The 26422-nt window shown below is 45.3% G+C and carries 19 protein-coding genes, 2 tRNA genes, 3 rRNA genes and 1 pseudogene; 8 read left to right on the forward strand and 17 right to left on the reverse strand.

The window, feature by feature from the left end; all coding sequences use genetic code 11:
- Positions 1 to 5: 5 nt before the first annotated feature.
- From A0256_04065 to A0256_04090, 6 genes are all read right to left on the reverse strand, one after another.
- Positions 6 to 539 (reverse strand): hypothetical protein, encoded by a 534-nt coding sequence (locus A0256_04065; GenBank protein ID AMR30658.1) that lies wholly within the window; start codon positions 537 to 539, stop codon positions 6 to 8.
- Positions 540 to 643: 104 nt separating this feature from the next.
- Positions 644 to 1921 (reverse strand): porin, encoded by a 1278-nt coding sequence (locus A0256_04070; GenBank protein AMR30659.1) that lies wholly within the window; start codon positions 1919 to 1921, stop codon positions 644 to 646.
- Between the two features lie 60 nt (positions 1922 to 1981).
- Positions 1982 to 2626, reverse strand: a complete 645-nt coding sequence (locus tag A0256_04075) for a phosphohydrolase (protein ID AMR30660.1) — start codon at positions 2624 to 2626, stop codon at positions 1982 to 1984.
- A gap of 58 nt (positions 2627 to 2684) precedes the next feature.
- Positions 2685 to 2924 (reverse strand): transcriptional regulator, encoded by a 240-nt coding sequence (locus A0256_04080; protein AMR30661.1) that lies wholly within the window; start codon positions 2922 to 2924, stop codon positions 2685 to 2687.
- An 18-nt stretch (positions 2925 to 2942) separates the two neighbouring features.
- The gene (locus A0256_04085) at positions 2943 to 3122 is read right to left on the reverse strand and encodes a hypothetical protein (GenBank protein ID AMR30662.1); all 180 of its coding nucleotides are present in this window, start codon (positions 3120 to 3122) and stop codon (positions 2943 to 2945) included.
- Positions 3123 to 3263: 141 nt separating this feature from the next.
- Complete coding sequence (locus tag A0256_04090; protein AMR30663.1) at positions 3264 to 3578, reverse strand: hypothetical protein; 315 nt, start codon at positions 3576 to 3578, stop codon at positions 3264 to 3266.
- A gap of 164 nt (positions 3579 to 3742) precedes the next feature.
- On the opposite strand from A0256_04090, the gene A0256_04095 reads away from it, so the two are divergent.
- The 4 genes from A0256_04095 to A0256_04110 all read left to right on the forward strand — a co-directional run bounded on the left by A0256_04095 (position 3743) and on the right by A0256_04110 (position 8312).
- Positions 3743 to 4099, forward strand: coding sequence for a hypothetical protein (locus A0256_04095; GenBank protein ID AMR30664.1), 357 nt, complete (start codon positions 3743 to 3745; stop codon positions 4097 to 4099).
- A 419-nt stretch (positions 4100 to 4518) separates the two neighbouring features.
- Complete coding sequence (locus tag A0256_04100) at positions 4519 to 4848, forward strand: nucleotide pyrophosphohydrolase (GenBank protein ID AMR30665.1); 330 nt, start codon at positions 4519 to 4521, stop codon at positions 4846 to 4848.
- Complete coding sequence (locus A0256_04105; GenBank protein AMR30666.1) at positions 4845 to 7043, forward strand: hypothetical protein; 2199 nt, start codon at positions 4845 to 4847, stop codon at positions 7041 to 7043. Before A0256_04100 ends, A0256_04105 begins: the two co-directional genes overlap by 4 nt.
- A 312-nt stretch (positions 7044 to 7355) precedes the next feature.
- The gene (locus A0256_04110; protein ID AMR30667.1) at positions 7356 to 8312 is read left to right on the forward strand and encodes a hypothetical protein; all 957 of its coding nucleotides are present in this window, start codon (positions 7356 to 7358) and stop codon (positions 8310 to 8312) included.
- Positions 8313 to 8317: 5 nt separating this feature from the next.
- Here A0256_04110 and A0256_04115 read toward each other — a convergent pair whose 3' ends face one another.
- Positions 8318 to 8737 (reverse strand): hypothetical protein, encoded by a 420-nt coding sequence (locus tag A0256_04115; GenBank protein ID AMR30668.1) that lies wholly within the window; start codon positions 8735 to 8737, stop codon positions 8318 to 8320.
- 282 nt (positions 8738 to 9019) lie between these two features.
- Here A0256_04115 and A0256_04120 point away from each other — a divergent pair.
- Together A0256_04120 and A0256_04125 are read left to right on the forward strand one after the other, a co-directional pair.
- Positions 9020 to 9216: pseudogene (locus A0256_04120) on the forward strand (hypothetical protein).
- 604 nt (positions 9217 to 9820) lie between these two features.
- Positions 9821 to 10027, forward strand: coding sequence for a hypothetical protein (locus A0256_04125; GenBank protein AMR30669.1), 207 nt, complete (start codon positions 9821 to 9823; stop codon positions 10025 to 10027).
- A 142-nt stretch (positions 10028 to 10169) separates the two neighbouring features.
- On the opposite strand, the gene rrf is transcribed toward A0256_04125, so the two are convergent.
- The 5 genes from rrf to A0256_04150 form a co-directional block, all read right to left on the reverse strand.
- Positions 10170 to 10281, reverse strand: a 5S ribosomal RNA gene (rrf, locus tag A0256_04130).
- Between the two features lie 299 nt (positions 10282 to 10580).
- A 23S ribosomal RNA gene (locus A0256_04135) occupies positions 10581 to 13464 on the reverse strand.
- A gap of 275 nt (positions 13465 to 13739) precedes the next feature.
- A tRNA-Ala gene (locus A0256_04140) sits at positions 13740 to 13816 on the reverse strand.
- Between the two features lie 87 nt (positions 13817 to 13903).
- Positions 13904 to 13981, reverse strand: a tRNA-Ile gene (locus tag A0256_04145).
- Between the two features lie 159 nt (positions 13982 to 14140).
- Positions 14141 to 15670 (reverse strand): 16S ribosomal RNA (locus A0256_04150).
- Together the 16S, 23S and 5S rRNA genes with 2 tRNA genes alongside form the textbook arrangement of a ribosomal RNA operon.
- 783 nt (positions 15671 to 16453) lie before the next feature.
- Between A0256_04150 and A0256_04155 the strand changes: the two genes are divergently transcribed.
- Positions 16454 to 17833, forward strand: coding sequence for a hypothetical protein (locus A0256_04155; protein ID AMR34422.1), 1380 nt, complete (start codon positions 16454 to 16456; stop codon positions 17831 to 17833).
- 209 nt (positions 17834 to 18042) lie between these two features.
- On the opposite strand, the gene A0256_04160 is transcribed toward A0256_04155, so the two are convergent.
- From A0256_04160 to A0256_04180, 5 genes are all read right to left on the reverse strand, one after another.
- Positions 18043 to 20622, reverse strand: coding sequence for a DNA ligase-associated DEXH box helicase (locus A0256_04160; protein AMR30670.1), 2580 nt, complete (start codon positions 20620 to 20622; stop codon positions 18043 to 18045).
- Between the two features lie 75 nt (positions 20623 to 20697).
- Positions 20698 to 20970 (reverse strand): hypothetical protein, encoded by a 273-nt coding sequence (locus tag A0256_04165; GenBank protein AMR30671.1) that lies wholly within the window; start codon positions 20968 to 20970, stop codon positions 20698 to 20700.
- 81 nt (positions 20971 to 21051) lie between these two features.
- On the reverse strand, positions 21052 to 22584 hold the full coding sequence (locus tag A0256_04170; GenBank protein ID AMR30672.1) for an esterase: 1533 nt from the start codon (positions 22582 to 22584) through the stop codon (positions 21052 to 21054).
- A 63-nt stretch (positions 22585 to 22647) separates the two neighbouring features.
- A complete protein-coding gene (locus A0256_04175) occupies positions 22648 to 23097 on the reverse strand; it encodes a hypothetical protein (GenBank protein AMR30673.1) in 450 nt (149 codons plus the stop codon).
- Positions 23098 to 23268: 171 nt separating this feature from the next.
- Positions 23269 to 25590, reverse strand: a complete 2322-nt coding sequence (locus tag A0256_04180) for a beta-glucosidase (protein ID AMR30674.1) — start codon at positions 25588 to 25590, stop codon at positions 23269 to 23271.
- 265 nt (positions 25591 to 25855) lie between these two features.
- On the opposite strand from A0256_04180, the gene A0256_04185 reads away from it, so the two are divergent.
- The gene (locus A0256_04185; protein ID AMR30675.1) at positions 25856 to 26419 is read left to right on the forward strand and encodes a hypothetical protein; all 564 of its coding nucleotides are present in this window, start codon (positions 25856 to 25858) and stop codon (positions 26417 to 26419) included.
- The last annotated feature ends 3 nt before the right edge of the window (positions 26420 to 26422 follow it).

Genomic DNA, 26422 nt, shown 5'->3' on the forward strand with positions numbered 1-26422 from the left:
GCAGCTTATTTAGCTGGTAAAGTCTGGATATCAATGGTAACATCGTTACTGAGTGTGAAGCTGTTTCCACCAACGCCAAAGTCTTTACGGTTAATCTTAAAGTTTCCTTTAAACAAGCCCCCGTTGTCACTTTTAGTATAAGTAAACGGCACGGTAACTGCCTTCGTTTTATCTTTTATAGTTAAATTGAATTGCCCAACATAATTATCGCCCCCCTTTTTAGTAAAGCTTACCGATTTCATGATGATCTTCGGATACTTGGCCACATCAAAAAACTCCTCTTTTTTGAGGTGGTTATTCCGCATGTCGTTATCGGTATCAATCGTGTTGGCGTCGGCAACCGCATCAATTTTACTTTCTGCAAGTTTAGCCGGGTCAAACATAATGGTAGCCTGGGCAGCGGGGATCACACCACTGGTGTTCAAACCCAAATTTTTGATCTTAAAACTAACCGTTGCTTTTACATCATTACTTTTTATCTGTGCAAATGTTGCAGCACTAATCATCAGGAACAGAATTACAGAGAATGCCTTTTTCATTGAATATCTTATAATGGTTTTATGACCTGCTGAAAGTCAATTAGTTTAATCAACCTTAAATAAACGCTGCAACAAACTTAATAGTTTATTGCAGCCTTCCGATATTAAAATTCTACATGCGCCCTCAGCGAGAAAACATTTACCGGGCCCCGGTCTCTATTATACGCCGGGTTGGCTATAAACTGGTAATCGGGAGTCAGCCATAGCTTCCCCTGGTAGGCATTTATCTTATAATAAAGTTCTGCTATCAGTTCATGAGCATAGTTAAGTTTGCCATCACCGATGATAAAACCATAACCACCTGCAGCCAAATAATCGCGGTGCGGCCCGGAGATCCCGTTAGCGACAAAGGCCAACGCCAGTTCATCATCCTTACGATGCCATTTGCCACCCCTTAGCACAGCGCCGAAGCTTAAAGAGCGGTCGATCTCCGTAAATGCCCAGGTTTCTGTTTTGCCATCATTGTAACTCAGTTTGGCAAATACACCAAAGTATTTGCTCAGGTACTGGTCGGCACTAATACCGAAACCGTATTTGTGTTTGCCATAGGTAAGGTTGGTATCCACCACCGGGTTAACCGGATTTTGCGCCAGAGCCAAACGGTAGTTGCCCATTTTACCATTATTGCGAAAGCCCAGTATCCGCACATTTCCGTTTCTTCCGTTTACCTGATAGCGCTTTTCGTATTCCAGCGTTTGTGTGTTGGCGTGCGCAATGCGTTCATCCCAAATAGCGCCATTGGCCGATGTTGTGGTCATGGTGAAGGCAAAGCGTAGGGCCCAGGAAGGTTGCCCCAGTTCTGCCATGGCACCCATCACATAGCCGCGCGTATTTGCAGGGTAATCCCAGGCGGCATTATCCATCAAACTCCAGTTCATGAATTGCGACCGCGGGTCGTGGCTAAATTCGTTGCCGTCGAAAAAATCAGCCATACCAAACTTACCAATGGTAAAATTCAGGTATCGCTTGCTCCTGAGGCCTGCCAGGCTCTTCCCATTGTCAGGCAGCGTATCTTTCTCATTTCCCCACTCAAAATTCTGCGACAAGTATAGCCTGGCGATATAGATCTTCGGCTCGGCGCCACCTACCCGGAATGTTTCGCCGTTGGGAAAACCGGCTACACCCAAAGTTTTACTCAGGCCGGATCCACCCGACATCTCCGGATTGAAAAAAGCTGACGCACCTTTCCATAACCGGGCACCCCCAAAAAATGTTGTAGTTATTGACGACTGCGTTTCTTTACCCGTTAACAAGCTGTTGTTACCGGTATAAGCAGCGCTGAACGCAGGCTTAAATTGCGTAATTACCGTTTGCTGAAAATGGAAATTAAACCGCTGTTGTTTTAAAGTATCCTGCGCGTGGCAAAATTGGCCTATAGCCATTGCCGAAATGAAAAGTAAGGTTTTACACATAAGGGGGGCTTATTTGTATAGAATTATTGTTTATTGTACTTCGCTGTAAAATTGGTCCAGGTAGGTTTCCATAAATTCATGCCGCTGCAACGCCATTTGCTTGCCGGTAGCCGTGTTCATTTTATCTTTAAGTAAAAGTAGTTTTTCGTAAAAGTGATTGATGGTAGGCGCCGTGGTGTTTTTATACTCCTCTTTGCTCATGTTCAGGTTCGGTTTCAATTCGGGGTTGTAGATCTCCCGGTTTTTAAACCCGCCGTAGGTAAATGCACGCGCAATGCCTATAGCGCCAATGGCGTCCAGCCGGTCGGCATCCTGAACAATGGCCAGCTCCGGCGAGTGGAAGGTTACTTTATCAAAACTAGCCTTGAAAGACATATGCCTGATGATCTGTTGCACATGCACCACAATCGGTTCATCTACCCCAATAGCCGTAAGGAAGTCGCCGGCCGTTCTGGGTCCTATTTCCTCATCTCCGTTGTGGAATTTGCTGTCGGCTATATCATGGAGAAGGGCGGCAAGTTCAACCACAAGCAAATCGCAGGCCTCCGTTTGGGCCAGCTTTTGGGCATTGATGTGCACCCGCTGAATATGCCACCAATCGTGCCCGCCCTCGGCGTTTTGCAGGGTTTCCTGCACAAAGGCAGTCGTTTTTTCAATGATATCTGCGTTACTCATTCCTCTGAATTTGCCGCAAATATATCACGTAAAAATTACACCGACTAATTAAAAAGCTTTATGCAGCCTGTTCGCTTTCTGTTTTGATCAGTTCAATCAAATCGGCATCCAAAACTTCGGCGATCTGGAAAAGGCGCTCCAGGGTTATTTTAGTATAACCCAGCTCAATTTTGCTGTATGCATTCTGAGAAATATTCAGTTTGGCAGCGAGGTACTCCTGCGTGTAATTCAGTTCTTCGCGTTTAATACGGATGTTAGCAGCAACGGCTTTTACTTTAATATTTAGCAAATTTTTCATCGTCTCGTTATTTCGGGGTCAATAATTATAGTATAAACGAGAATATTTATCCTGCGGATTTAGAAAATCTGCTATTTTAGTTAATTTTTTTTCTGTGTTATTAAACGCAGATACGGAGATACCGGCGCAGCAACAACACGCGGCAGTAGCAATTTTGGAAAGGACTTTTGCCAGATTATCCATACCACCTTCAACCATTTTCCAATCCTGTTCCACATTGCGAATGTGGAACACCCGAAATACGTTTCGAATTGACAATCAACTGTTTACAGACTTAAGGTGGAACAGATTGGAACATCCCTGTTCTTTAAGTAACTTAATCATCTGCCTTATTAATAGCTACTTAACAAAATAAGCATGGATTAAAAACAGCACCATGGAACACCCCTTTGGAACAAGTTGGAACAGCCAAACACGCCTACAATCCGACTGAAGGTTTACACTTTTGAGCGTTAGCTCCGGCAGGCGTTTACTTACCGCAAAACCACCCGACCGGCCCCGGCAAGCCTCCGTAAAAGCTCTAGTTTGAAAAGGTGCTGCAGCGTCCATCGGGAAGGGCTGGCCCCGCTTTCTGTACAAGCCGCCGGTAGAAGCGGCTTTTCCGCCAATCGGGTTTAGGTGGGAGGGGTTCGGAGCTCGAAGAGTGAACCACAATAAAGGAGTTGCTGCATTGCGATCAAAACGTAAGATTGCGCCGGCCCAAAGTTTGCTCCGGTTGTTTGTGCATTTTACAGTCTATTGCACAATAGGTATAAATTGTAATAAAACCCTCAAAATACTAATATTTTTAGCATAGCTTTGTGATTAAAAATAGAGCGATGGAAGATTTTACAGTGAAGATGGATGGAGGGGTGACGATAATCGAAAGCCATAAGCGTCAATTTAGGATGAGTGTGCAGAAGGACCGGCAAGTAAATGCAGACCGAAATACGGCACTTATGGACGCTACACTCTACAAGGAACAGGGCTCGTTCGTGAGGGATTGCAGCTACATATTCGAAGCACTAAACATTCATAACGAGCCGCTGGTATCAGTTGACATCGAACTGTTTAAGAACGCCGTTGATTTCTTCTTTACGTCTGTTTTAGGAACCGATCTTTACGTAAAATCAATACCAAGATCCTCCAGCCTGTGCGGGCAACACTTAAAGGCCTTTCAGTTCGACATCAGATAACCCCCACCATCATAGCGAACTTATCGGTTTAGTAAGGTTTATTCTGTTTGGACGAATTAGGAAGTGCTCCCGGCCAACGCGAATGATACAATTGATTACAAGTAAGAACCTGATGCTGCCCGGGATACAGAAAATCAAACCGCAATCTATGCCCCCTATTTCGATAAATACGGTTCTGGAAAGCGCCCGAATTTACCGTCAACCGATTTTACCTGGTTCACGAAAGTTTATATAACGAAGTTATTGAGCCAAATTAGAAGTATACGATGCGGTGATTATGTAGGCGGATTTTGATCGGATTACTTGCAGATAACAAACGGCATATGTCAGCAGAGAACGGTGATAATTCGCAACTTCGAAGCAAGTAACTTACTACTGCGATAATTTTCTTAATTTCCCCAATAACTTAGACCAGCAATATGAGCGAGTTAAAAGAACTTCAAAAAAAATTTATCGATTTTAGGGATGAACGAGATTGGGCACAATTTCATAATGCTAAAGATCTAGCCTTGGCTTTATCTATTGAAGCTGCCGAACTTAATGAATTATTTCTCTGGAAAAAGGCAGAAGATGTTAATATAGAAAAGGTTAAAGACGAATTGGCTGATGTCTTTGGCTACGCATTGCTCATTGCGGAAAAATTCGATCTCAATATCAGCGAAATTATCACCAACAAGATCACCAAGAACAACGAAAAGTATCCGGTTTCTAAATCGAAAGGAAGTGCTAAAAAATACAACGAACTATGATGCCAGTCGCAGGCTTTGAAATTAAAAGGTATGATTTCAATTCGAATTTATTCAGTAGTTTCCAGCATACACATTTCGCTACAGACCTCTGGCCAATTGTTTACATAATAAGTGATGGTGCAGTAAAGGAAGCATACGTTGGCGAAACAACAGATACCTACGCCCGGATGACTGCCCATTTGAAAAGCCATACGAAAAGTGTGTTATCCACCGTCCACCTCATCAGCAGCGAAAAATTCAATAAATCTGCAACGCTGGATATTGAGTCAAATTTGATCAAGTATATATCCGGCGACGGTCAGTACAAATTACTTAATGGCAATATCGGATTAGCCAACCACAACTACTATCAGAAGAAAGAAATCTACTGGGATCTGTTTAAGGCTGTCTGGAATAAACTCAGGGCAGAAGGAATTACTAAACATTCTATCGAGCACATCAATAATTCAGACTTATTTAAATACTCTCCATATAAAACTTTAAGTAATGAGCAAAAGGAAGGCTTGATGACGATCATCACTGCCTTGTTGAATAATAACTTTAAAAATGTGATTGTTGAAGGAGGCGCGGGAACCGGAAAAACCATCCTGGCAATCTTCTTATTCAAACTTCTTCACTCCAAAAATGAGGATTTTAATTATAAGGAATTCGGCGATGATGAATCCGATTTTATTAAAGCTGTAATTGAACTAAAAAAGAGATTTCCTAATCCGAAGATGGCGCTGGTAGTTCCTATGTCATCGTTTAGAAATACGCTGAAAAAAGTATTCAAAAATATAAAAGGACTAAACGCCAATATGGTCATTGGCCCCGCCGATCTAAAAGATCAACGGTTCGATATTGTAGTAGTTGATGAATCCCACCGATTAAGAAGACGGGTAAACTTAGGGGCTTACTTCCGCGCTTTTGATGTGGCATGTGAAAAGTTAAGCTTTGACAAAAACACCTGCAGCGAATTGGACTGGGTTAAAAAACAGTCTGATAGGGCGATCCTATTTTATGATGAAGGCCAATCCATTAAACCGTCTGATGCCCGGAAAGAAGATTTCGACAGGCTCAAACTTTTACCGTCAACCAAAATTGAAGCACTAAAGTCCCAATTCAGGGTGAAGGGCGGTAACGGCTATGTTGATCACATCAGCAATCTTTTGAACAACAATCCGCCATTGCAAAAGGTCTATCTATCCAAGGACTACGAATTTGTTCTTTTCGACTCTATCGAAGCAATGGTAAAAGAAATAAAATTAAGGGATGAAGAAAGTGGATTATCAAGAACTGTCGCTGGCTTCTCGTGGCCCTGGGTATCTAAAAAAGACAAGACCGTTTACGATATCGAAATAGACGGATATAAATTAAAATGGAATAGTGTTTCAATCGATTTTATTAATTCTGCCAACGCAGTCAATGAGGTTGGATGTATTCACACAACTCAAGGTTATGACTTAAATTATGCGGGAATAATATTTGGCAACGAAATTAGTTACGACAAGAATAAAGACGAAATTGTAATTGTAAAAGAAAACTACTTCGATGAAAATGGAAAGCGGTCCATTTTAGATCCTTTCGAACTAAAAAAATACATCTTAAATATTTATAAGACTATGATGCTAAGAGCTATTAAAGGCACTTATGTATATGTCTGCGATAAGAACCTGAGAGAATATTTTGCAGGCCATATTGAAAAGGCGACTGCTACCATATCACCTACCAACTACCTGCCGCTAACCAACGTCATTCCTTTTGTAAATTCAGTTCCAGTAGTTAACCTAAAAGCAGCGGCTGGCAACTTCAGCGAATTGCAAATAGCAGACACAAATGCCGAAGATTTTGAATGGGTAGAAATACCGGCCCGATACAAGCCGTCAAAAGATTTATTTGCTTGCAGGGTTATTGGGGAATCAATGAATAAAATTATACCCAACGGATCGCTGTGCCTTTTTAGGAAAGACGGAGGCGGTTCACGAAATGGCAAGATAGTATTGGTTGAATATACCAGTATCCAAGACCCTGACTTTGGCTCGAGCTACACGGTTAAAGAGTACACGAGCCAAAAACGTGAAAGTGATGGACAATGGAGTCACCAATTGATTATCTTAAAGCCTTTGTCATATAGTTCAGAATATAGCGACCTTGAAATATCTGATGATGAGTTGGCTTATTTAAAAGTGGTTGGGATTTTTGAATGTGTACTATAACTGATCTATCCCAGTCAACTCGCATAACGTAAACGCTTATCAACCGTGCTTACACTAATCGAAACTTTGAATTCAATGAAAAAGTTGGAATGTGCTATAATAAATTACCTCCAGTTTACTTGGTATTCTACAATAGTAAATCGGAAATTTGCGAACATTTATTTTTAAAAAGCCACAAAAAATTATTTAACGCTAGGCTCGCTAAAGCTTATTTTAAGGCGCGGGGCGGCTTTTGCATATCTATGCCAGCCTTGAAATCTCAAGTTAGTTAAAATACAATTTAACGATTAAACAATTCACTAATCCTAACACTTGGTCCTACTTAACAAATTCATCTCAAAACTTACCCGGCTAAACCGCGCCAATACGGTATACGGTAAAGCACCGCATAAACCTGTTTTGCTTATCTCGATAATTGAGCTTATTGAAAAGGGTATCATAATAGATAATCAAATATATGTAGACACCAATTTGGTTGGCTCCTTCTGCGAAAATTGGCAATTGCTGGTGAGCACTCTTCATCATGAAGATTTTACCCAACCATTTTATTACCTGCAAAGCGAAAAAATAGACGGACAGGGTTTTTGGTTTCTAAAAACCAAACCGGGTTGCCTGGTAAATGCTTACATCCGTAGCGTTAATACCTTGGCCAATGTAATAGCATATGGGTATTTTGCTGATGACATTTACTTGCTTCTGTGTGATAAATCCTCGCGCGAAATGATCAAAGCTGTATTGCTGGAAACTTATTTCGCAGGCACTAAAGATGCCTACCTGCAAAACAAACAAACCGGGGATGGTTATCTGCACAACCTGGAAAGTTATATACTTAATGAACCGGAAGTAAAATACCGGTCCGCTATTGTCGAAACTGAAGAGGAGCAATTTGTAAGAGGCGGTTTGTTTAAAAGATTAGTGCCAAAAGTTTACAGTAGTACCTGTTGCATCACCGGCATGCAGTTGCAGTCGCACCACGGGCATAGCTTTATTGATGCCTGCCATATTGTGCCCTTCAGCCTTACGCATGATGATACGGTAAGCAATGGCATTGCACTTTGCCCAAACCTGCACCGTGCTTTTGACAGGGGTTTGGTAAGCATCGATAATGATTATAAAGTAATGGTTTCGGGCCAGGTAATGGAAAGTTCAGATCACCCGTACAGCCTACAACATCTTAATGGGGTTAAAATTAAACTCCCTGCACAGTCGTGGCATCATCCCGAACAAGCCAATTTAGATTGGCACAGGGGTAATGTGTTTAAGAGGTAGCCTATTTACTTAAATACATTAAAGAATGAAAACGCTTTTCTTGGCTGCCTATTTAGGTTAATTTCTAGAATTTCGGTTATGGTATCGGCAGTTTCTTCGGGACATTGATGCACCAAAGAATTTGGTATTCGCAGTGTAACGTATCCTTTTTTAAAGGCGTGATATGTTCTCTTTAAATCGGCTAGCGCTTGGCGATGACTATAATTATGATGCCCCCCATCAACCTCAATGTGTACCTTTGCTTCTTCAACAACAATATCAACAGATTTATATCCATCGTGCTTTTCTAGTTCGGCGGGAACGCCATTTTGTTTAAGTAGAAAGTAAAGGTGAATTGCTTGTGGCGTAGCTTGATGACCTCTAATCCAATCCTGATGATTTCGACATAAGGGTATTCCTATATTTTTGATTGAATAACGATACACTACCTCTGGGATTGAGCAGTCACACTCTAAGCAATTCATACTGATAAGGGTTTAAGAATGGAAAAATAGTCTTTTATTTGTGTAAAGTCAAGGGCTGATGATATCACGGTGCGACTATACCTCAAAATGTTGCCTTGGTCACGCGCGCACTAAAGCCTCTGCTAGCACACACATGCCGCGTGTGTTTCTTCACTATCACACGAAGATGTCCATATGGCAAAGCCATTGCCCACTGGGTTACGCGCAGCACCGGCGCGCCAGCCTGTGATTGCGATCATTGCTATCTGTATAACCTTTACATCATGCTACACTTATTTAACCATTGCTGGCAAAGGCCCGCAGGGAAATGAATCTGTTACCCACAAAAACCACTACCTGATAGACGGCCTGGTGACCCTTAAAACGTCGGACTTGAAAGCTATGGCCAGTGACGCAAAAGATTATACAGTGACTACCCAACATACTTTGTGGAGAGTTAGCGGGCGCTGATTACCTTCTGGATCTATTCTACTACACCTACTACCGTTACTAAATAAAAACATGAACCCGGTAACAGCAATTGTGCCGGTGCAGGATTTAGGTTTAGCAAATGTCAGCAAACGGCTTCAGCCAAAAACGTCATCAAAAGACGGCAACTTGTCCTATGAGGTTGCCGCGCTATCGCTCGCAATGACAGGTTGGTAAGGGGAAAATAAGCATGTCTATTTCATGCTGGCAACATGTCCTGTGGGGCCCCGAAACAAGTTCGGGATGACGGCGGGGGAATGTATGCTGGCAGCCTGTCCTGTGGGGTTGCCGCGCTATCACTCGAATGACATGGTGGTGAGGAAGACAGTTGATGCATCCGCGATTGCTGCCAGGTCACGCGCGGCACGCGCGAGCCAACAATCAGTTCCGAAATGCAATGTTACGGGATGTATACAGCATGTCAGCAGAGCAGCTTCGGCCGAAAGCGGGCAGAATAAGGTGGACTGAGGGGTGGCAGGGGCATAGCAAACTTGCAGAAGCGAGGGGTTTGCGGGAACGCCAGTGGGGCAAGAATTTGCAGCCCGTGATGCTGCCCGCTTTGCAGGGTAAAGGCCTGTGCGTAAAGAAGCCTCTCTGCTGAAAGCGCTTTTGCTTCTTTTGGCGCAGCAAAACGGCGCAGCCCTCTTGAGTACCTTTAAAAACAACAACAGCGAAAAACTAATAGCCTCCGCGGCAATGAGCGGAACGGGTTTAGTTAATTTGCGAGATATAATTAAAAGACGGCAACCTGTCCTGTGGGTTCCCGAAACAAGTTCGGGATGACGGCGGGAGTAGGGAATGCATGCTGGGGGCGTGTCCTGTGGGGTTCCCGAAACAAGTTCGGGATGGCGGCGGGGGTATTAGTTGGAAAAAAGGGTATAAATAAAGAAACCCCCAGGCTTTCGCAAGGGGGTTTAACTTTAAGATTGGGCACCGACCTACTCTCCCACATTTTACTGCAGTACCATCGGCTCTGGCGGGCTTAACTTCTCTGTTCGGAATGGGAAGAGGTGGACACCGCCGATATAGGCACCTGAATACCTTTTTGTTAGTATCAAGTAGTTAGTATCAAGTATCAAGACTTGATCTTAGCTACATCGCTAACGGTTTTTTATTTGTTTCTATCCATGCAGGGTAGTTATATCTTGATACTTGATACTAACTACTTGCTACTGATAGCAAACAATGACATATTATTGAAAGAAGTAAGTTTTAAGAGAAAACAACAGCTTTGTGTTGAGGTGTCAGAGGCAAGAGATCGGATTTCGGTCTTAGGATTGCTCCTGGTTCCCGGATCTTACGGTCTTGTATCTCTAACACCTTTAATTACCTGCTATGAGAAAGCTTCGGATTATTAGTATTACTCGGCTTTGATGTCACCACCTTTATACCTGTAACCTATCAACGTAGTAGTCTGCTACGATCCTCAATGGAAGTCTCATCTTGTGGCTAGTTTCGCACTTAGATGCTTTCAGCGCTTATCTATTCCCAACGTAGCTACTCTGCAATACAGCTGGCGCCATAACAGATTCACCAGAGGTTAGTCCAACCCGGTCCTCTCGTACTAAGGTCAGCCCCACTCAAACTTCCAACGCCCACAACAGATAGGGACCGAACTGTCTCGCGACGTTCTGAACCCAGCTCGCGTGCCACTTTAATGAGCGAACAGCTCAACCCTTGGGACCTTCTCCAGCCCCAGGATGTGACGAGCCGACATCGAGGTGCCAAACCTCCCCGTCGATATGAGCTCTTGGGGGAGATCAGCCTGTTATCCCCAGCGTACCTTTTATCCTTTGAGCGATGGCCCTTCCATGCAGAACCACCGGATCACTATATCCGTCTTTCGACCCTGCTCGGCTTGTCTGCCTCACAGTCAAGCAAGCTTATGCTATTGCACTCCGCGTACGGTTACCAAGCGTACTGAGCTTACCTTTGAAAGCCTCCGTTACCTTTTTGGAGGCGACCACCCCAGTCAAACTACCCGCCAAACAATGTTCGCCGTTTCCAGCGTTAGACACCAAATACAGAAAGGGTGGTATTTCAACGTTGACTAACATACTCCTGGCGAAGCATGATCACAGTCTCCCACCTATCCTACACATCCTGTATCCGATATCAATGTTAAGTTGTAGTGAAGGTGCATGGGGTCTTTCCGTCCCGTTGCGGGTAACCGGCGTCTTCACCGATACCACAATTTCACCGAGCTCATGGCTGAGACAGCGCCCAGATCGTTACACCATTCGTGCAGGTCGGAACTTACCCGACAAGGAATTTCGCTACCTTAGGACCGTTATAGTTACGGCCGCCGTTTACCGGGGCTTCGATTCAATGCTTCGAATTGCTCCTAACATCCCCTCTTAACCTTCCGGCACCGGGCAGGTGTCAGGCCATATACGTCATCTTTCGATTTTGCATAGCCATGTGTTTTTGTTAAACAGTCGCCTGGGCCTTTTCACTGCGGCTGATATTGCTACCAGCGCCCCTTCTCCCGAAGTTACAGGGCCATTTTGCCGAGTTCCTTAGCCATGATTCACTCGAGCACCTTAGGATCCTCTCCTCGACTACCTGTGTCGGTTTACGGTACGGGTTTTTATAACCTGAAGCTTAGCGGGTTTTCTTGGAAGTCTGATTACCTGAACTATTACCTTACCCGAAGGCTCAGTATACTATCAGCTTTCAGCAAGTCTGGCGTACTTAACTACCAAACCTATACCTACGGCCTTTAACGAACTATTCCGTCAGTTCGCGTCAGTGTCACTACTCCGTCACCGCATCGCAGTTATAAAAAGTACTGGAATATTAACCAGTTGTCCATCGGCTACGCCCTTCGGCTTCACCTTAGGCCCCGACTAACCCTGATCCGATTAGCGTTGATCAGGAAACCTTAGTCTTTCGGTGGGCGGGTTTCTCTCCCGCCTTATCGTTACTTATGCCTACATTTGCTTTTCTAATTCCTCCACAGTCAATTGTCTTTCCTGCTTCACCGGCAATTAGAATGCTCCCCTACCAGTATATCGTGAGATATAATCCATAGCTTCGGTATAACGCTTAATGCCCGTTTATTATCCATGCCCGATCGCTCGACTAGTGAGCTGTTACGCACTCTTTAAATGAATGGCTGCTTCCAAGCCAACATCCTAGCTGTCTGTGCAATCGGACCTCGTTAGTTCAACTTAGCGTTAATTTGGGGACCTTAGCTGATGGTCTGGGTTCTTTCCCTCTCGGCCATGGACCTTAGCACCCATAGCCTCACTGCAGTGTATATTATACAGCATTCGGAGTTTATCTGGATTTGGTAGGATTTGACTCCCCCGCACCCAATTAGTAGCTCTACCTCTGTATAACTTTACCACCACGCTGTTCCTAAAAACATTTCGGGGAGTACGAGCTATTTCCCAGTTTGATTAGCCTTTCACCCCTACCCACAAGTCATCCGGAAACTTTTCAACGTTTATCGGTTCGGTCCTCCAGTACCTGTTACGGCACCTTCAACCTGCTCATGGGTAGATCACAAGGTTTCGCGTCTACCTCCTCTGACTATACGCCCTATTCAGACTCGCTTTCGCTTCGGATCCGTGTCTTAAACACTTAACCTTGCCAGAGAAGAGTAACTCGTAGGCTCATTATGCAAAAGGCACGCCGTCACGGAACATGTCCGCTCCGACCGCTTGTAAGTACACGGTTTCAGGTTCTATTTCACTCCCCTGTTCGGGGTTCTTTTCACCTTTCCCTCACGGTACTGGTTCACTATCGGTCTCTCAGGAGTATTTAGCCTTACCGGATGGTGCCGGCAGATTCCCACAAGGCGTCTCCGACCTCGCGGTACTCAGGATACCACTATCCTATCATTCATTACCCGTACGCAGCTCTCATGCTCTATGGCCGGGTTTCCCACCCCGTTCCGGTTTTGTTTGATATTCATGTTGTGGTCCTACAACCCCGGATATGCCGTAACATATCCGGTTTGGGCTTCTTCCCTTTCGCTCGCCACTACTCAGGAAATCATTATTATTTTCTCTTCCTCTGCTTACTTAGATGTTTCAGTTCAGCAGGTTTGCGCATATTTGCAACTAATCTTCAATTAGTTAGGTTTCCCCATTCAGAAATCTGCGGATCAATTCATATTTGCTGATCCCCGCAGCTTATCGCAGCTTATCACGTCTTTCATCGCCTCTGAGAGCCAAGGCATCCCCCGTGTACCCTTTCTTACTTTCTTCTATACTTGTGATGCTTTTGCTCACCACTGTATGCTTTTTGATTATGCTGCCGTTTATCGTATCAAGTAGTTAGTATCAAGTAGCAAGACCGAAGTCCTGGTTACCTTTCAACCTTCCGTTGATCTTTTAAAGCCTGCAACAGTCCTCTACTGTTGTTTTCTCTTTAATTTACTTCTTCCAATATGTCAAAGAACGTTTTGCTTGTTCGTATCAAGTCGTTAGTATCGTATCAAGACTTATCTTGCTACTTGATACCAGCTACTTGCTACTGCGAAGCATCGTGGAGAATAACGGATTCGAACCGTTGACCCCCTGCGTGCAAGGCAGGTGCTCTAGCCAGCTGAGCTAATCCCCCTTTCAGATTCGTATGCAGTGCCTCGTATTGCGTATTCACACCTGTTGGTGTCTTGATACCTGATACTTGCTACTTAATACTCGCCTATCGTAGTCCCGAGCAGATTTGAACTGCTGACCCCTACATTATCAGTGTAGTGCTCTAACCAAGCTGAGCTACAGGACTGTTTTTTACCTACAATACTGCCACTCTAATGGCTGAACCACTGATGGCTTCATCTTCCGGGTTGTTTTTTAGAGTTAATAAGAAAATAATCATGCAGGTAACAATTCGTTACCGTTTACTTCTGAAAAAAGATTTTGTTGCTTTAGATCTGCGGATAATGCTCCAGAAAGGAGGTATTCCAGCCACACCTTCCGGTACGGCTACCTTGTTACGACTTAGCCCCAGTTACCGACTTTACCCTAGGACGCTCCTTACGGTTACGCACTTCAGGCACTTCCAGCTTCCATGGCTTGACGGGCGGTGTGTACAAGGCCCGGGAACGTATTCACCGCGTCATTGCTGATACGCGATTACTAGCGAATCCAACTTCACGGGGTCGAGTTGCAGACCCCGATCCGAACTGTGAATGGCTTTACGAGATTGGCATCCTGTTGCCAGGTAGCTGCCCGCTGTACCATCCATTGTAGCACGTGTGTAGCCCCGGACGTAAGGGCCATGATGACTTGACGTCGTCCCCTCCTTCCTCTCTATTTGCATAGGCAGTCTGTTTAGAGTCCCCACCTTAACGTGCTGGCAACTAAACATAGGGGTTGCGCTCGTTGCGGGACTTAACCCAACACCTCACGGCACGAGCTGACGACAGCCATGCAGCACCTAGTTTCGTGCTCCGAAGAGCTGATCCGTCTCTGGATCATTCACTAACTTTCAAGCCCGGGTAAGGTTCCTCGCGTATCATCGAATTAAACCACATGCTCCTCCGCTTGTGCGGGCCCCCGTCAATTCCTTTGAGTTTCACCCTTGCGGGCGTACTCCCCAGGTGGAATACTTAACGCTTTCGCTTAGACGCTGACCGTATATCGCCAACATCGAGTATTCATCGTTTAGGGCGTGGACTACCAGGGTATCTAATCCTGTTTGATCCCCACGCTTTCGTGCCTCAGCGTCAATCACACTTTAGTAAGCTGCCTTCGCAATTGGTGTTCTGTGACATATCTATGCATTTCACCGCTACTTGTCACATTCCGCCTACCTCAAGTGTATTCAAGCCCGTCAGTATCAAAGGCACTGCGATAGTTGAGCTACCGTCTTTCACCCCTGACTTAACTGGCCGCCTACGCACCCTTTAAACCCAATAAATCCGGATAACGCTCGGATCCTCCGTATTACCGCGGCTGCTGGCACGGAGTTAGCCGATCCTTATTCTTACCGTACATTCAGCTCTCTTCACGAAGAAAGGTTTATTCCGGTACAAAAGCAGTTTACAACCCGTAGGGCCGTCTTCCTGCACGCGGCATGGCTGGTTCAGGCTTCCGCCCATTGACCAATATTCCTTACTGCTGCCTCCCGTAGGAGTCTGGTCCGTGTCTCAGTACCAGTGTGGGGGGTCATCCTCTCAGATCCCCTAAACATCGTAGCCTTGGTAAGCCATTACCTTACCAACTAGCTAATGTTCCGCATGCCCATCTTAATCCTATAAATATTTGATCACTCTGCAATGCCGCAATGTGATGTTATGCGGTGTTAATCTCTCTTTCGAGAGGCTATCCCCCAGATTAAGGTAGGTTACATACGTGTTACGCACCCGTGCGCCACTCTCATCAGGAGCAAGCTCCCAAATCCCGTCCGACTTGCATGTATTAGGCCTGCCGCTAGCGTTCATCCTGAGCCAGGATCAAACTCTCCATTGTATAATGTTGTTGTTTGCTCCAAGCCCTATTAAACTCAATCAATAGAAACTTGTAAAAAAAAATATTCTCTTACATTATCCGCTATTTGATCTTTTAAGCTTCTTTTTTCTTCAGCTAACCGTCTCTCAACCGTTACGCTGCATAATTTTATTTTCTATCTCTTTTAAGAACTTGTTGAGTAGTCTGTCGCAGACTCCCTATATGTCATTACATCATTGCGATGCTTAAACTTTCATTATTTTGTTACCAGGAATTGCTCCCGGTCCCTAACTCCTTTTCCAAAACCGCTTCCGATTTTTTCTCCCTCGTTTTGGGATTGCAAAGGTAAGAACCTTTATTCTAATTCCAAACTTTATTTTTTTTAATTTTTAAAGTCTGTTTTTCAATGTACTTCCCACATTTTCGTTGCCTCATTTGCGGGTTGCAAAGGTGCAAATATTTTGAGTGTTTGTCAAGTGAAATTTTCACTTTTCTTTAACTTTCTTTTATTTGCCTGATCTTCAAAAAACAACGCCCTTTCGTTTGAGCGGATACAAATGTAAGCAGAAAGGCACTCTCCGTCCAAAAGAAATTTGAAATAATTAAAACAATGATTTAACTGGCTGAAAGTGAACCAACTTAAAGTATAGCAACATGTGCCAATAACTGATAAAGCAATCCGTACATGCAAACAACCATTATTAAATGTACGTTAAGAGCGCGTAAATTTGATTACAGGCAAGCCCCATTTCTGCCCAAAAACACAAAAGCGGCCAGATTTTTTTTGCGTAAGTTTGAAATTGATATGGATAATTACACATTCCCACCCAATTTTCTCGACTCATTAACTAACGAACCCGGTTTCGACAGGACCAATTTTGTGCGCGAACATGAGTCTGGTGCAACAATTACGTCAATAAGAATGAATCCTTTTAAAGCTTCTGCGGCTAAAAGTGACAAACGGGTACCCTGGTGTGCAGAAGGTTTCTATCTGGATACCCGGCCATCCTTTACTTTCGACCCCCTCTTCCACGCAGGAGCCTACTACGTACAGGAAGCATCCTCCATGTTTATTGCTCATATCTTAAATTTCATCCGCCCCGAAAAAGATGAACCCATTAAAGTGTTGGACTTGTGCGCGGCGCCCGGGGGCAAAAGCACGCTTCTAAATTCTGCGCTGGAAAGCACAGACCTGCTGGTTGCAAATGAGATTATTAAAACACGGGTACCTATACTAACAGATAACCTGAGCCGGTGGGGAACAAGCAATGTGATCGTCACCAATAACGATCCTAAAGATTTTAACGCTATACATAGTTTTTTTGATGTGGTACTGGTTGACGCGCCCTGTTCAGGATCGGGCATGTTCCGTAAAGATGCCGCCGCCATGAATGAGTGGAGCGAAGGCAACGTGAACCTTTGCCACCAGCGTCAGGAACGCATCCTGGCTGATATTTACCCTGCATTAAAAGAGGACGGCTACCTTATATATAGTACCTGCTCCTATTCGCACCAGGAAAATGAGGACATACTCGATTGGCTATGCACCGAATTCGACCTGGAAAGTGTGCGGATCCCTATAGATAAGGAGTGGGGTATTGTGGAAACGCAATCTGCCGTTAAAGGAGCATGGGGCTATCGCTTTTACCCCGGTAAAGTGCAGGGCGAAGGTTTGTATGCCAGCTGCCTGCGCAAAAAAGCCAGCAGCGGTGGCTTATCCAATTATAAAAACAATGGCCAGCAAAAACTGCCCGCGAAAGAAATGGACCTGGTTAAAATGTACCTTAAAAGTCCCGACGATTTTTACCTGTTTAAAGTAAATGATGACTGGCTGGCCATGAACCGCGAGCATAAGGAGAGCCTTAATATTCTACACCGGCATTTGTATATCAAAAAGTCGGGGGTGCGCATTGGCAAACTGGCCGGGAACGACCTGATACCCGACCATGAACTGGCTTTGAGCCTGGCTATTAATAAAGACAAGGTTTTAATAACTGATTTAACCAAAGAACAGGCCATACAATACCTGCGCCGTGATCATATCGCTATTGAAGTTACCGAAAAAGGCTGGAGCCTGATGGCTTATGAGGGCCTGGCTTTGGGCTGGGCTAAATTACTGCCGAATCGTATTAATAATTATTATCCGAAGGAGATCAGAATAATGACGAGCCCCCCAACTGCCTAAAGGGAGTTTTGATTTACAGTTTTACCTCTTGATTCTGATTTGATACGCTGAGATGACAAGCACACGTTAGCGATTGCAAGGGTTTAGCCACGCCGGGGTGGGTAAGGGCGGGGCGGGTGTGGCCGGAGCAAAGCGCAGCCCTGGAAAGCGCGGGCCGAAGGTAACGCCATAAAAAATACTAATTAAGGCGATTATTTAACTAATGATACCTAAAAGCCTTTCCTTCTGGTAACGCCAGCCTTTCGTGGTTTTGGGGCAATTTTTTCTGCATCGCTTTCATCAACATCGTAGCGGCGGGCCATTTTGGCAATCCGCTTTTCCATGGTTTCAGTGGTGAGTTTTTCCCTGCCCATGCTATCCACTAAAATGGGAAAGGCAAAAGGGGTGGGCCGCTCGATCGTCTTGAGAATAATGCTTTGGGTTTGGATGCGCTGCAGGGCCGCTCTTAAGCGAAACTCTTCCAGTTGAAAGGCCAATGCCTCATTATATGCCTGTCGCACCAGCAAGTTATCCGGCTCGTACTCGTTGAAAACTTCAAATAACAATGATGTGGATGCCTGAAGGTGCTTGTTCTTAACCTGCTGGCCCGGGTAGCCGGTAAATATCAACCCGCCGATGTGGGCGATGTCCCTAAACCGGCGGCGCGCCATTTCATTCGCATTCAAACTGTTCTGAATATCGTCTATCAAATTATCGATAGAGAAAAAAGAGGCATCTTCCAGGGCTTCTTCAATCGGGATATCTTCATCGGTAAGCAATTCAAAACCATAATCATTCATGGCGATGGAAAAGCTGGAGGGCCTGATCTTAGCAATACGATAGGCCAGCAAACTTGCCATCCCCTCGTGTACCAATCTTCCTTCGAAAGGGTAAAACAGCAGGTGATGCCCTTCGCGGGACTTGAAAGATTCAATCAAAAACTCGTGGCTTTCGGGCAGGTGCGATAATTTCTTTTGCAGATCGAACAAAGGTTTTAGGGCCTTTACTTCAACGTCTGCTTCAATACCGTGTGCTACTTCATCCAGTTTATCGCGGAATACTGCAGAAAGTTGAGATGAAAGCGGCATCCGTCCACCCGCCCAGCTGGGAATCAATCCTTTTGTTTTGGTGGATTTTTTAACGAACGCACTCATCTCCTTCACTTTGATAAACTCTAAACTCCTCCCGGCAAACCAAAAGGTATCACCAGGCTTCAGTTTAGCAATGAAACCCTCCTCCAAGGTACCGAGGCTGCCGCCGCTGAGCCACTTTACCCGGATACTGAGTTCGCTGGTGATTGTTCCGATACTTAGGCGATGGCGCATGGCTACCCTTCGGTTATTTACTTTAAACAGGCCGTTCTCTACCTCTACCTTTAAAAACTCATCGTATTGTGCAAGCGTTTTGCCGCCGTTGGTAATAAAATCCAGCAGCTGGTTAAATTCATCCCGGCGCAGATCGGCAAAGGCAAAGGTGGATTTTACTTCTTTGTAGAGTTCGTCGGCACGAAACCCATCGGATACCGCCAGCGTAACCATATATTGGATCAGTACATCCATCGTCAGCAACATTGGATCACGACTTTCAAAGACGCCATTTTTTATAGCCTGCTTCAATGCCGCGCCTTCTAACAGTTCTAAAGAGTGGGTTGGAACAAAATAAGCCTTGGATATCGCCCCGGGATGGTGCCCGCTTCGGCCCGCACGCTGCATAAACCGCGCAACACCTTTTGGGCTGCCCACCTGTACCACCGTATCTACCGGCCGGAAATCGACACCAAGATCGAGACTTGAGGTACAAACCACAACTTTCAGCGCTTCGGCATGCAGGGCCTGCTCTACCCAATTGCGTAATTCGTTATCCAGCGACCCATGGTGCATGGCCATAATGCCGGCGTACTCGGGGTAGTTATCTATAATGGCATGATACCAGATCTCCGCCTGCGAACGGGTATTGGTAAAGATGAGCGTAGTTTTGCTCTTAGCAACGATTTTCATCACCTGAGGCAACAGCTTAACACCGATGTGGCCCGCCCAGGAATAGTTCTCAATATTTTCGGGGATGACGGATTCGATCAACAGTCGCTTTTCAATATTCGCCCTTACCATTTTAATGCGTTCCGGTGGAAAATCATTGCCTAAAAGCACCTCGGCGGCTTGCTCGAGATTGCCAATGGTGGCAGAGATCCCCCAAACTTTGAGATTGGAGATCTGAGATTTGACATCCGAGACCGGAAGCGCACCACCCGCCGTTGGCGACGCTAATACCTTCAACTTGCTTAACCCCAGTTCCACCTGCACGCCGCGTTTGGTGCCGAGCAATTCGTGCCACTCATCGCATACAAATACTTGCAGGCCCTTAAATACTTTGTCGTATTCTTTTTGGGCGAGCATTAAATGAAGGCTTTCCGGTGTGGTAAGAAGCACCTCGGGCAGGCGTTTTTTTAGTGCTGCTTTATCTGCTGCGGAAGTATCCCCCGTGCGGGTCATGATGCGCCAGGGCATGCCCAACTCATCGCACACTTCCTGCATGGCTTTGCGAATATCGTTGGTTAACGCCCGTAACGGGGTGATCCAAAGCATTTGTAAGCCGTTGTTGCTTTTAGTTTGATAGGTATCCGGATTTTGATTGATATAACCCGCCAGGAACGGCAGGAACAGTGCAAAGGTTTTACCGCTGCCGGTAGGTGCGTTTAGCAAACCAGAAAAGCCGGAAAGGTAAGCCTCCTCCATTTCTTTTTGAAACGGGAACTGCTTCCATTGCTTTTGCTTATACCATGTTTGGATAACCTGCTGCCCTTTTGTAACCATGCCAATAATATACAACAGAAACTGCAATAAGTTGCATTATGATCTACTGCCGGGATGGTTTATTTATGATGCGCTTTAATCCGGGATAATCAATTCGGCCGGCTGCCCCTCAATAAATTCATCTTTATTCAACAAATTTAATGGCCGAAAGACAAATAGATCCAAATGGGGTTCGTCGTGGCCGCCGATTATTCGTGGCATTTCGATATACGTATCGATGGCTATTCCACCAAAAGATGCCCCTTCCTTCATCTCAAAACCGGCTATGCCGTTTGATAAACGAGCCAAAATATACTGGCCACAGCTATGCACATTAAAAACTTTTAAGAATTCAAAAGTCAATACCATAAGCGTAATGTGTAAATTGATCCATAACAATCAAATAATTCCGGCGCGACCCTACGTACTAATACGCAAAGTATTGCGTCTCTACCTGATCGTCTGCTTTACCATAAATTTTAATGCGGCATCATCCGGCAGGGTGGTGGCTGCTGGTTTTTCGCCTAAAATCATTACCTGCTTCCCGGTGGTATTATAGGCAGGCCATACGGGTAGGTTATTGCCGTTAGGATTACCGGTTTTAGCAAAGTTTACCCAGTAGGACGAGATCTGATCTGCCAGTTGCTGGTCTACTGGCTCGAAAGGGCGGTTCAGGAATTTGAGGTTATTAAATACATACCCAACTTCGCCGGTATGGAAAGCACCATATTTTTTAAAATCTTCGGTAGCAGGCAAACGGCGGGTAAAACGGTACAGGTAAACTTTGGCCGTACCTTTCGTACTTTGTACATTAGCCCAGGTATAATTTTGAACCCCAAAGGTGATATCCCGGGATATATTGATCTGTGACCGTTCCGCTTCGGCATCTGTGTTTCCCGGATAGTTTTTTAAATAGGCTGCAGCATCTGCCGGGTATCGTTTTTCGATATCAGCCTTGTATTCAGCGGCGCTTTTTAGTTTACCAATGAATGCGTCATCTGTATTCCAGCCGGTTAATACAGCCACCTGGTTTTCTTTCCCGGCCGCAAATATTGCCGATATGGATTGAGGCACTACATAGCCATCTATAATTGGCCGCCCGCCATTTTGTTTAAGCAATTGGTATGTGGATAATTTCCGCAGGTCGGCCAAAGATTTGGCGCCAAGCCTGGAAGCTGTTTTAACGCCCTCTTCTTCGGCCTGCTTTAAGTTTACGCCACCAAAGGGACCATCCAGAAAAACCGCACCGCTTTCGGCAATGGCACGTTTAAACAAGCCTTTGCCTAATGGCGACGCAACCAGGTAATTTACGCTCATTGAACCGGCGGACTGGCCCGCAATGGTAACATTGTTTGGATCTCCTCCAAAGGCTGCGATATTGTTCTTTACCCATTTTACCCCGGCCAGCTGATCCATCAAGCCGTAGTTACCGGAAGCGTGATTGGGCGATTCTGCCGATAATTCGGGATGTGCCAGGAAACCTAAAACACCTACCCTGTAATTTACACTTACCAGTATTACCCCTTTTTTGGCCAATGCCTCGCCATCATAAATCGGCACGTTGGTACCGCCGCTGCCGAAACCGCCGCCATAGATCCAAACGATAACCGGGCGCTTTTCTGCCGGTGATTTGGCTCCTGTCCAAACATTCAGGTACAGGCAATCCTCGCTTAGTGCTTCATCTTTGATCAGGAACTCGCGGGTGTAAACACCAAATTCATTTGGTTTGCCCTGGATCGGCATCTTAGAAAAGTCGGTGCAAGTCTTTACGCCTGACCATGGCTTTAACGCCTGCGGGGCTTTCCAGCGCAGATCGCCAACCGGCGGGGCAGCAAAGGGGATACCTCTGTATACGCTGATGGTTTCATCAGCATTCATCGAACCGGAAAGTAAACCGGCATCTGTTTTAATAACTTTTGGCAGGCTCTGCGCCATTACGCCGGCAGCAAACAAAATAAGCGGCAATAAAAGTAAGCGTTTCATAGCGTTTAATTGACGTTCATATTTGTAAAGTCAGGTGCACACTTCCCGTCTAGCCAGCTGGCGCTATGCAACATCTGCCTCATCTTTTTTAGGTAAGCTCATATTATAAAAGCTTTTGAGAAAACTCAGCGCAACATTGAGCCGCTGCAATTTTCCACTTTCCAGAAAAGCGTCGTTCAGTTCAAAATGCCCTTCTTTGGCTTCAAATTCTTCTGTAAATAGTGACTCAAAGCCCATCTGCCAGTTTTCAAAATTTCTCTTTTTTATGACTCCCTGTTTCAAAACGGTGATAGCCTGATGCCTTTTGTCTTTATTGATCCTTTCAAAAATGTATTTCACCTCATCTTCAGGGCCCTCAATCACCTGGATAAAACGCCCCTCAATATGGCTGAGGATATGGCCCCGGATATAGAGTAGCATACCTGTGAGTTCATGAGTTTTATTCCAATCCCGCGATTCTTTCAGTACCGCATTTAAATCTTCTTCCTGCATCAGCTTTACAGCTTTGCTCATATAAATTATATAAAACATAGAGATACCTACAGTATGTGATTAACTAATATACTAATTAAAACAGCTTTATGTTTGTTACAAGGGCTGTTTACTGCATATTAATCTAATCTTTCACTGTGCCTGTTTTAATCCTAAGCTATCGAAAGTCTGAAGATTGATATGGGGCCAGGGCTATGGCTTCAGATTATACTTAGCTGTGCGCGCATCTTTAATAACGCCCTTCCAGTTCAATCCGTAACCAAAATCATACTTGTGCCCTTCGCTGTCAACAAATACTTTCATATCATGCGGTACATCTTCAAATTGGGCTTCCACGGTTATCATATCAGCCGGCATTTGCAGTGGCAGTAAGGCAGATGGTTCTGCTTTGCCGGTAAGGATATCCAAACTGGCCTGTCCCTGTACGCCAAAATCCGCGATGATCGCGCTGGCTTGCTTTTCCAGCTCGGTAAACACCATTGGGTTGTTTACGTTAACCGATACAATCACCGGCTTGCCTTTCATTTTCGCATAAGTATCGTTTACCATGGCCAGGTCGGTAACATTGGTCGTGGTTTCCGATTTATCTTTATAGCTCCTGTTGGTAAAAGTTTCTAATGGGTCGCCGCCGGCAATACTGGTAGCCCGGGCGGTTGTTGCGGTATACGGCCCGTATTGCAGGGATACCGGTAAATAGCCGTTGCCACCTGCTTTCACATCATCGGCACTGTAACCGCCGTGGCCTATCGGACTAGCGATAAAAACCAGCGCATAATCAGCTTCATCCGGATTGTCGGTGACCTTAAAATATTTTTTAACGGTCTCCATGTTTACCGGGTATTCCAGGCGCTCCGGCGTTTTCATCCCCAGGAAGTTCACCCCCGCCGGTGTGAATTTTTTAGGCACGTAAACCGTTTTGCCGGTTTGCAGCGGCAATACACCGCCTTTGTTTTTTAACAGCACAATTGATTTTAACTGCGCCTGGTAACCTGCTGCCATAAACTCCGGGCTGCCTACTGTTTTTTTGGTAGCTTCGGCATCCAGGTACGGATTCTCAAATAATCCCGTACGGAATATGCCCCTTAATAAGCGCACGGCAGATTGCTCGAACCGGGCACGCATAAACACTTCACCATGTTCTTTAACCCCCATTTGATAGGCCGCCATTACCGGCACCATATCGTTGTTACCGCCAAACTGGTCAACCCCAGCCATCAGGATCTTGTAATGGCGCTCCGCGATGGTTGCTTTCTCCATTCCCCATGATTTACCGGAAAGGAAACTGTTGAGCACGGTTTCGTCGCCGGTTACCAGCCAGTCGGTACATACCACGCCGTCGTAATGGTATTTGTTGCGCAACAGATCGGTAATGATATACTTATTGTAATTATTGGCTACGTTCTCCTGATTTTTGGTATCCTGTTTCCAGCTGATGGTATAATACGGCATCACTGCAGCAGCCATCCCGGTTTTTCCATTAAGCTTAAAAGCACCTTGTGTAAATGGTATCATGTGCTGGGCAAAATTATTGCCGGGATATACCGCATATTTACCAAAACCGTAATGCGCATCGCGCCCGCCCTCGCCGGCACCGCCGCCGGGCCAGTGTTTAACCATAGCGTTTACGCTGTTGTATCCCCAGCCATTGGCCAGTTCTTTATCGCCGGTTGATGTTTGGAAACCATCGGTATAAGCACGTGCCATATCGGCGGATAATTGCGGATCCTCGCCAAAGGTACCGCTGAAACGGTTCCACCGCGGATCGGTTGCAATATCTACCTGTGGCGATAAGGCAGTAGCAATACCTAAAGCCCGGTATTCCTGCGCGGCAATGTGCCCGAAGTTTTGGGTAACCGACGGATCAAATGTAGCGGCCATGCCTAATGAGCCGGGCCACATGGAAATATTGCCGCCCGCACCTGCATTAAATTCGGCCGTGGCCAAAGTACCGTGGCGCGGATCGGAGCTGTTATTGTTTGGGATGCCCAGGCCAATTCCCTCAACATAGGCCTGTGCGTTGTTATTCCATTTTGCGGCAACCTCGGGGCTTTGTACCGAAGTGATGAGCACATGGCGAACGTTATCTTCTTTCAAAAATTTCTTTTGCTGATCTGAAAGATCCCAGGCATTGGCGCCGCTTTCGGCAAATACCTTACCGCCGTAAGTGCCCGCAAACGGACCAGCCGGAGCGGAAGGGATTGGCTGGTGGCGGCTATACAACATCAGGCCGGCAATTTGCTCAACGCTCATTTTGGCCGCCAGATCTTTTGCACGCACCTCAACGGGTAAACGCCAGTCTTCATACTTATCCAGCTTGCCGTTTTTGTTGAGATCTTTAAATGCCAAACCGCCTACCGTTAAAATTTTAACGCCGGATGTTGCAGAATACCCCAGCTTTTGCCCGCCGGAATTGGCAACGGTTACCACATCGCCATTTTTAGTTTCGGTAAATTTTGTTTGTGCCGATGCCATTACCGGGAGGATAGCGATCAGCAAAAGGTATTTTTTGCTCATATTTATGTTAATGAATTTTTAAAATAGGGCATTACAAGTCGCCGCCACCCTGCGGTTAAACCCTAATGCCTGCTGACGAAAATTATATTTATTAATTGGTTCATAATCAACAACAAAAAAGACTATGTGTCGATACTACACAATGGTAGATATTTATTTTTTAAATAGCAATAGCTGAAGCAATTATCCGCTTAAATAAATTCGGATATTTATAGCAGCACTATTTTTGCTGATATCGCTTACATTTACCCCGGAGAATTATACAATGCTAGCAGATAAATTAAAAGAAGAAACCAAAATCAACCATCAGATCCTTGAAAAAGCACTGGTTGGCAACTTGAAAGCGATCCGGTCCGAAACGGAATATGCTGATCTCCTGAAACTGTTCTATGGTTATTTTGGCGGCCTGGAAACGCGGATAAATGAGTTTATAGACACCGGATTGCTGCCGGATAGTCACCAGCGCCGAAAAACAGCTGCGCTTGGCCATGACCTGGAAGATTTGGGTAGTGATTTACCTGCCAAAGCTTCCGGCGAATGGCTACCAACTATAAAGATGCATTTGCAGGCACTCGGCGCTTTATACGTAATTGAGGGTTCAACCCTTGGCGGCAAGATCATCAGTAAAATGATGCAGCAACACCTCGGCTTAACAGACAAGGGCTTATCCTTCTTTGCAGGCTATGGCGAGCAAACCGAGCAAATGTGGGATACTTTTAAAGAGGTATTGAACCAACAGGCTCAAAACCCCGAGGAGGAGGCCGTTGTAATAGCCGCGGCGAACGAAACTTTCTTAAAATTTGGAGAATGGTTCAGTAGCAAGCACTAAAAG

Source organism: Mucilaginibacter sp. PAMC 26640 (assembly GCA_001596135.1).
In the GTDB taxonomy this organism is placed as follows: Bacteria; Bacteroidota; Bacteroidia; order Sphingobacteriales; family Sphingobacteriaceae; genus Mucilaginibacter.

Excerpts from the sequence above, each read along its gene's own strand:
- A0256_04165 (AMR30671.1), bottom strand. The coding sequence starts at position 20,970 with ATGGTATTGACTTTTGAATTCTTAAAAGTTTTTAATGTGCATAGCTGT.
- A0256_04070 (AMR30659.1), bottom strand. The coding sequence starts at position 1,921 with ATGGCTATAGGCCAATTTTGCCACGCGCAGGATACTTTAAAACAACAG.
- A0256_04065 (AMR30658.1), bottom strand. The coding sequence starts at position 539 with ATGAAAAAGGCATTCTCTGTAATTCTGTTCCTGATGATTAGTGCTGCA.
- A0256_04185 (AMR30675.1), top strand. The coding sequence starts at position 25,856 with ATGCTAGCAGATAAATTAAAAGAAGAAACCAAAATCAACCATCAGATC.
- A0256_04105 (AMR30666.1), top strand. The coding sequence starts at position 4,845 with ATGATGCCAGTCGCAGGCTTTGAAATTAAAAGGTATGATTTCAATTCG.
- A0256_04180 (AMR30674.1), bottom strand. The coding sequence starts at position 25,590 with ATGAGCAAAAAATACCTTTTGCTGATCGCTATCCTCCCGGTAATGGCA.
- A0256_04080 (AMR30661.1), bottom strand. The coding sequence starts at position 2,924 with ATGAAAAATTTGCTAAATATTAAAGTAAAAGCCGTTGCTGCTAACATC.
- A0256_04175 (AMR30673.1), bottom strand. The coding sequence starts at position 23,097 with ATGAGCAAAGCTGTAAAGCTGATGCAGGAAGAAGATTTAAATGCGGTA.
- A0256_04100 (AMR30665.1), top strand. The coding sequence starts at position 4,519 with ATGAGCGAGTTAAAAGAACTTCAAAAAAAATTTATCGATTTTAGGGAT.
- A0256_04170 (AMR30672.1), bottom strand. The coding sequence starts at position 22,584 with ATGAAACGCTTACTTTTATTGCCGCTTATTTTGTTTGCTGCCGGCGTA.
- A0256_04155 (AMR34422.1), top strand. The coding sequence starts at position 16,454 with ATGGATAATTACACATTCCCACCCAATTTTCTCGACTCATTAACTAAC.
- A0256_04075 (AMR30660.1), bottom strand. The coding sequence starts at position 2,626 with ATGAGTAACGCAGATATCATTGAAAAAACGACTGCCTTTGTGCAGGAA.
- A0256_04160 (AMR30670.1), bottom strand. The coding sequence starts at position 20,622 with ATGGTTACAAAAGGGCAGCAGGTTATCCAAACATGGTATAAGCAAAAG.
- A0256_04095 (AMR30664.1), top strand. The coding sequence starts at position 3,743 with ATGGAAGATTTTACAGTGAAGATGGATGGAGGGGTGACGATAATCGAA.
- A0256_04085 (AMR30662.1), bottom strand. The coding sequence starts at position 3,122 with ATGGTTGAAGGTGGTATGGATAATCTGGCAAAAGTCCTTTCCAAAATT.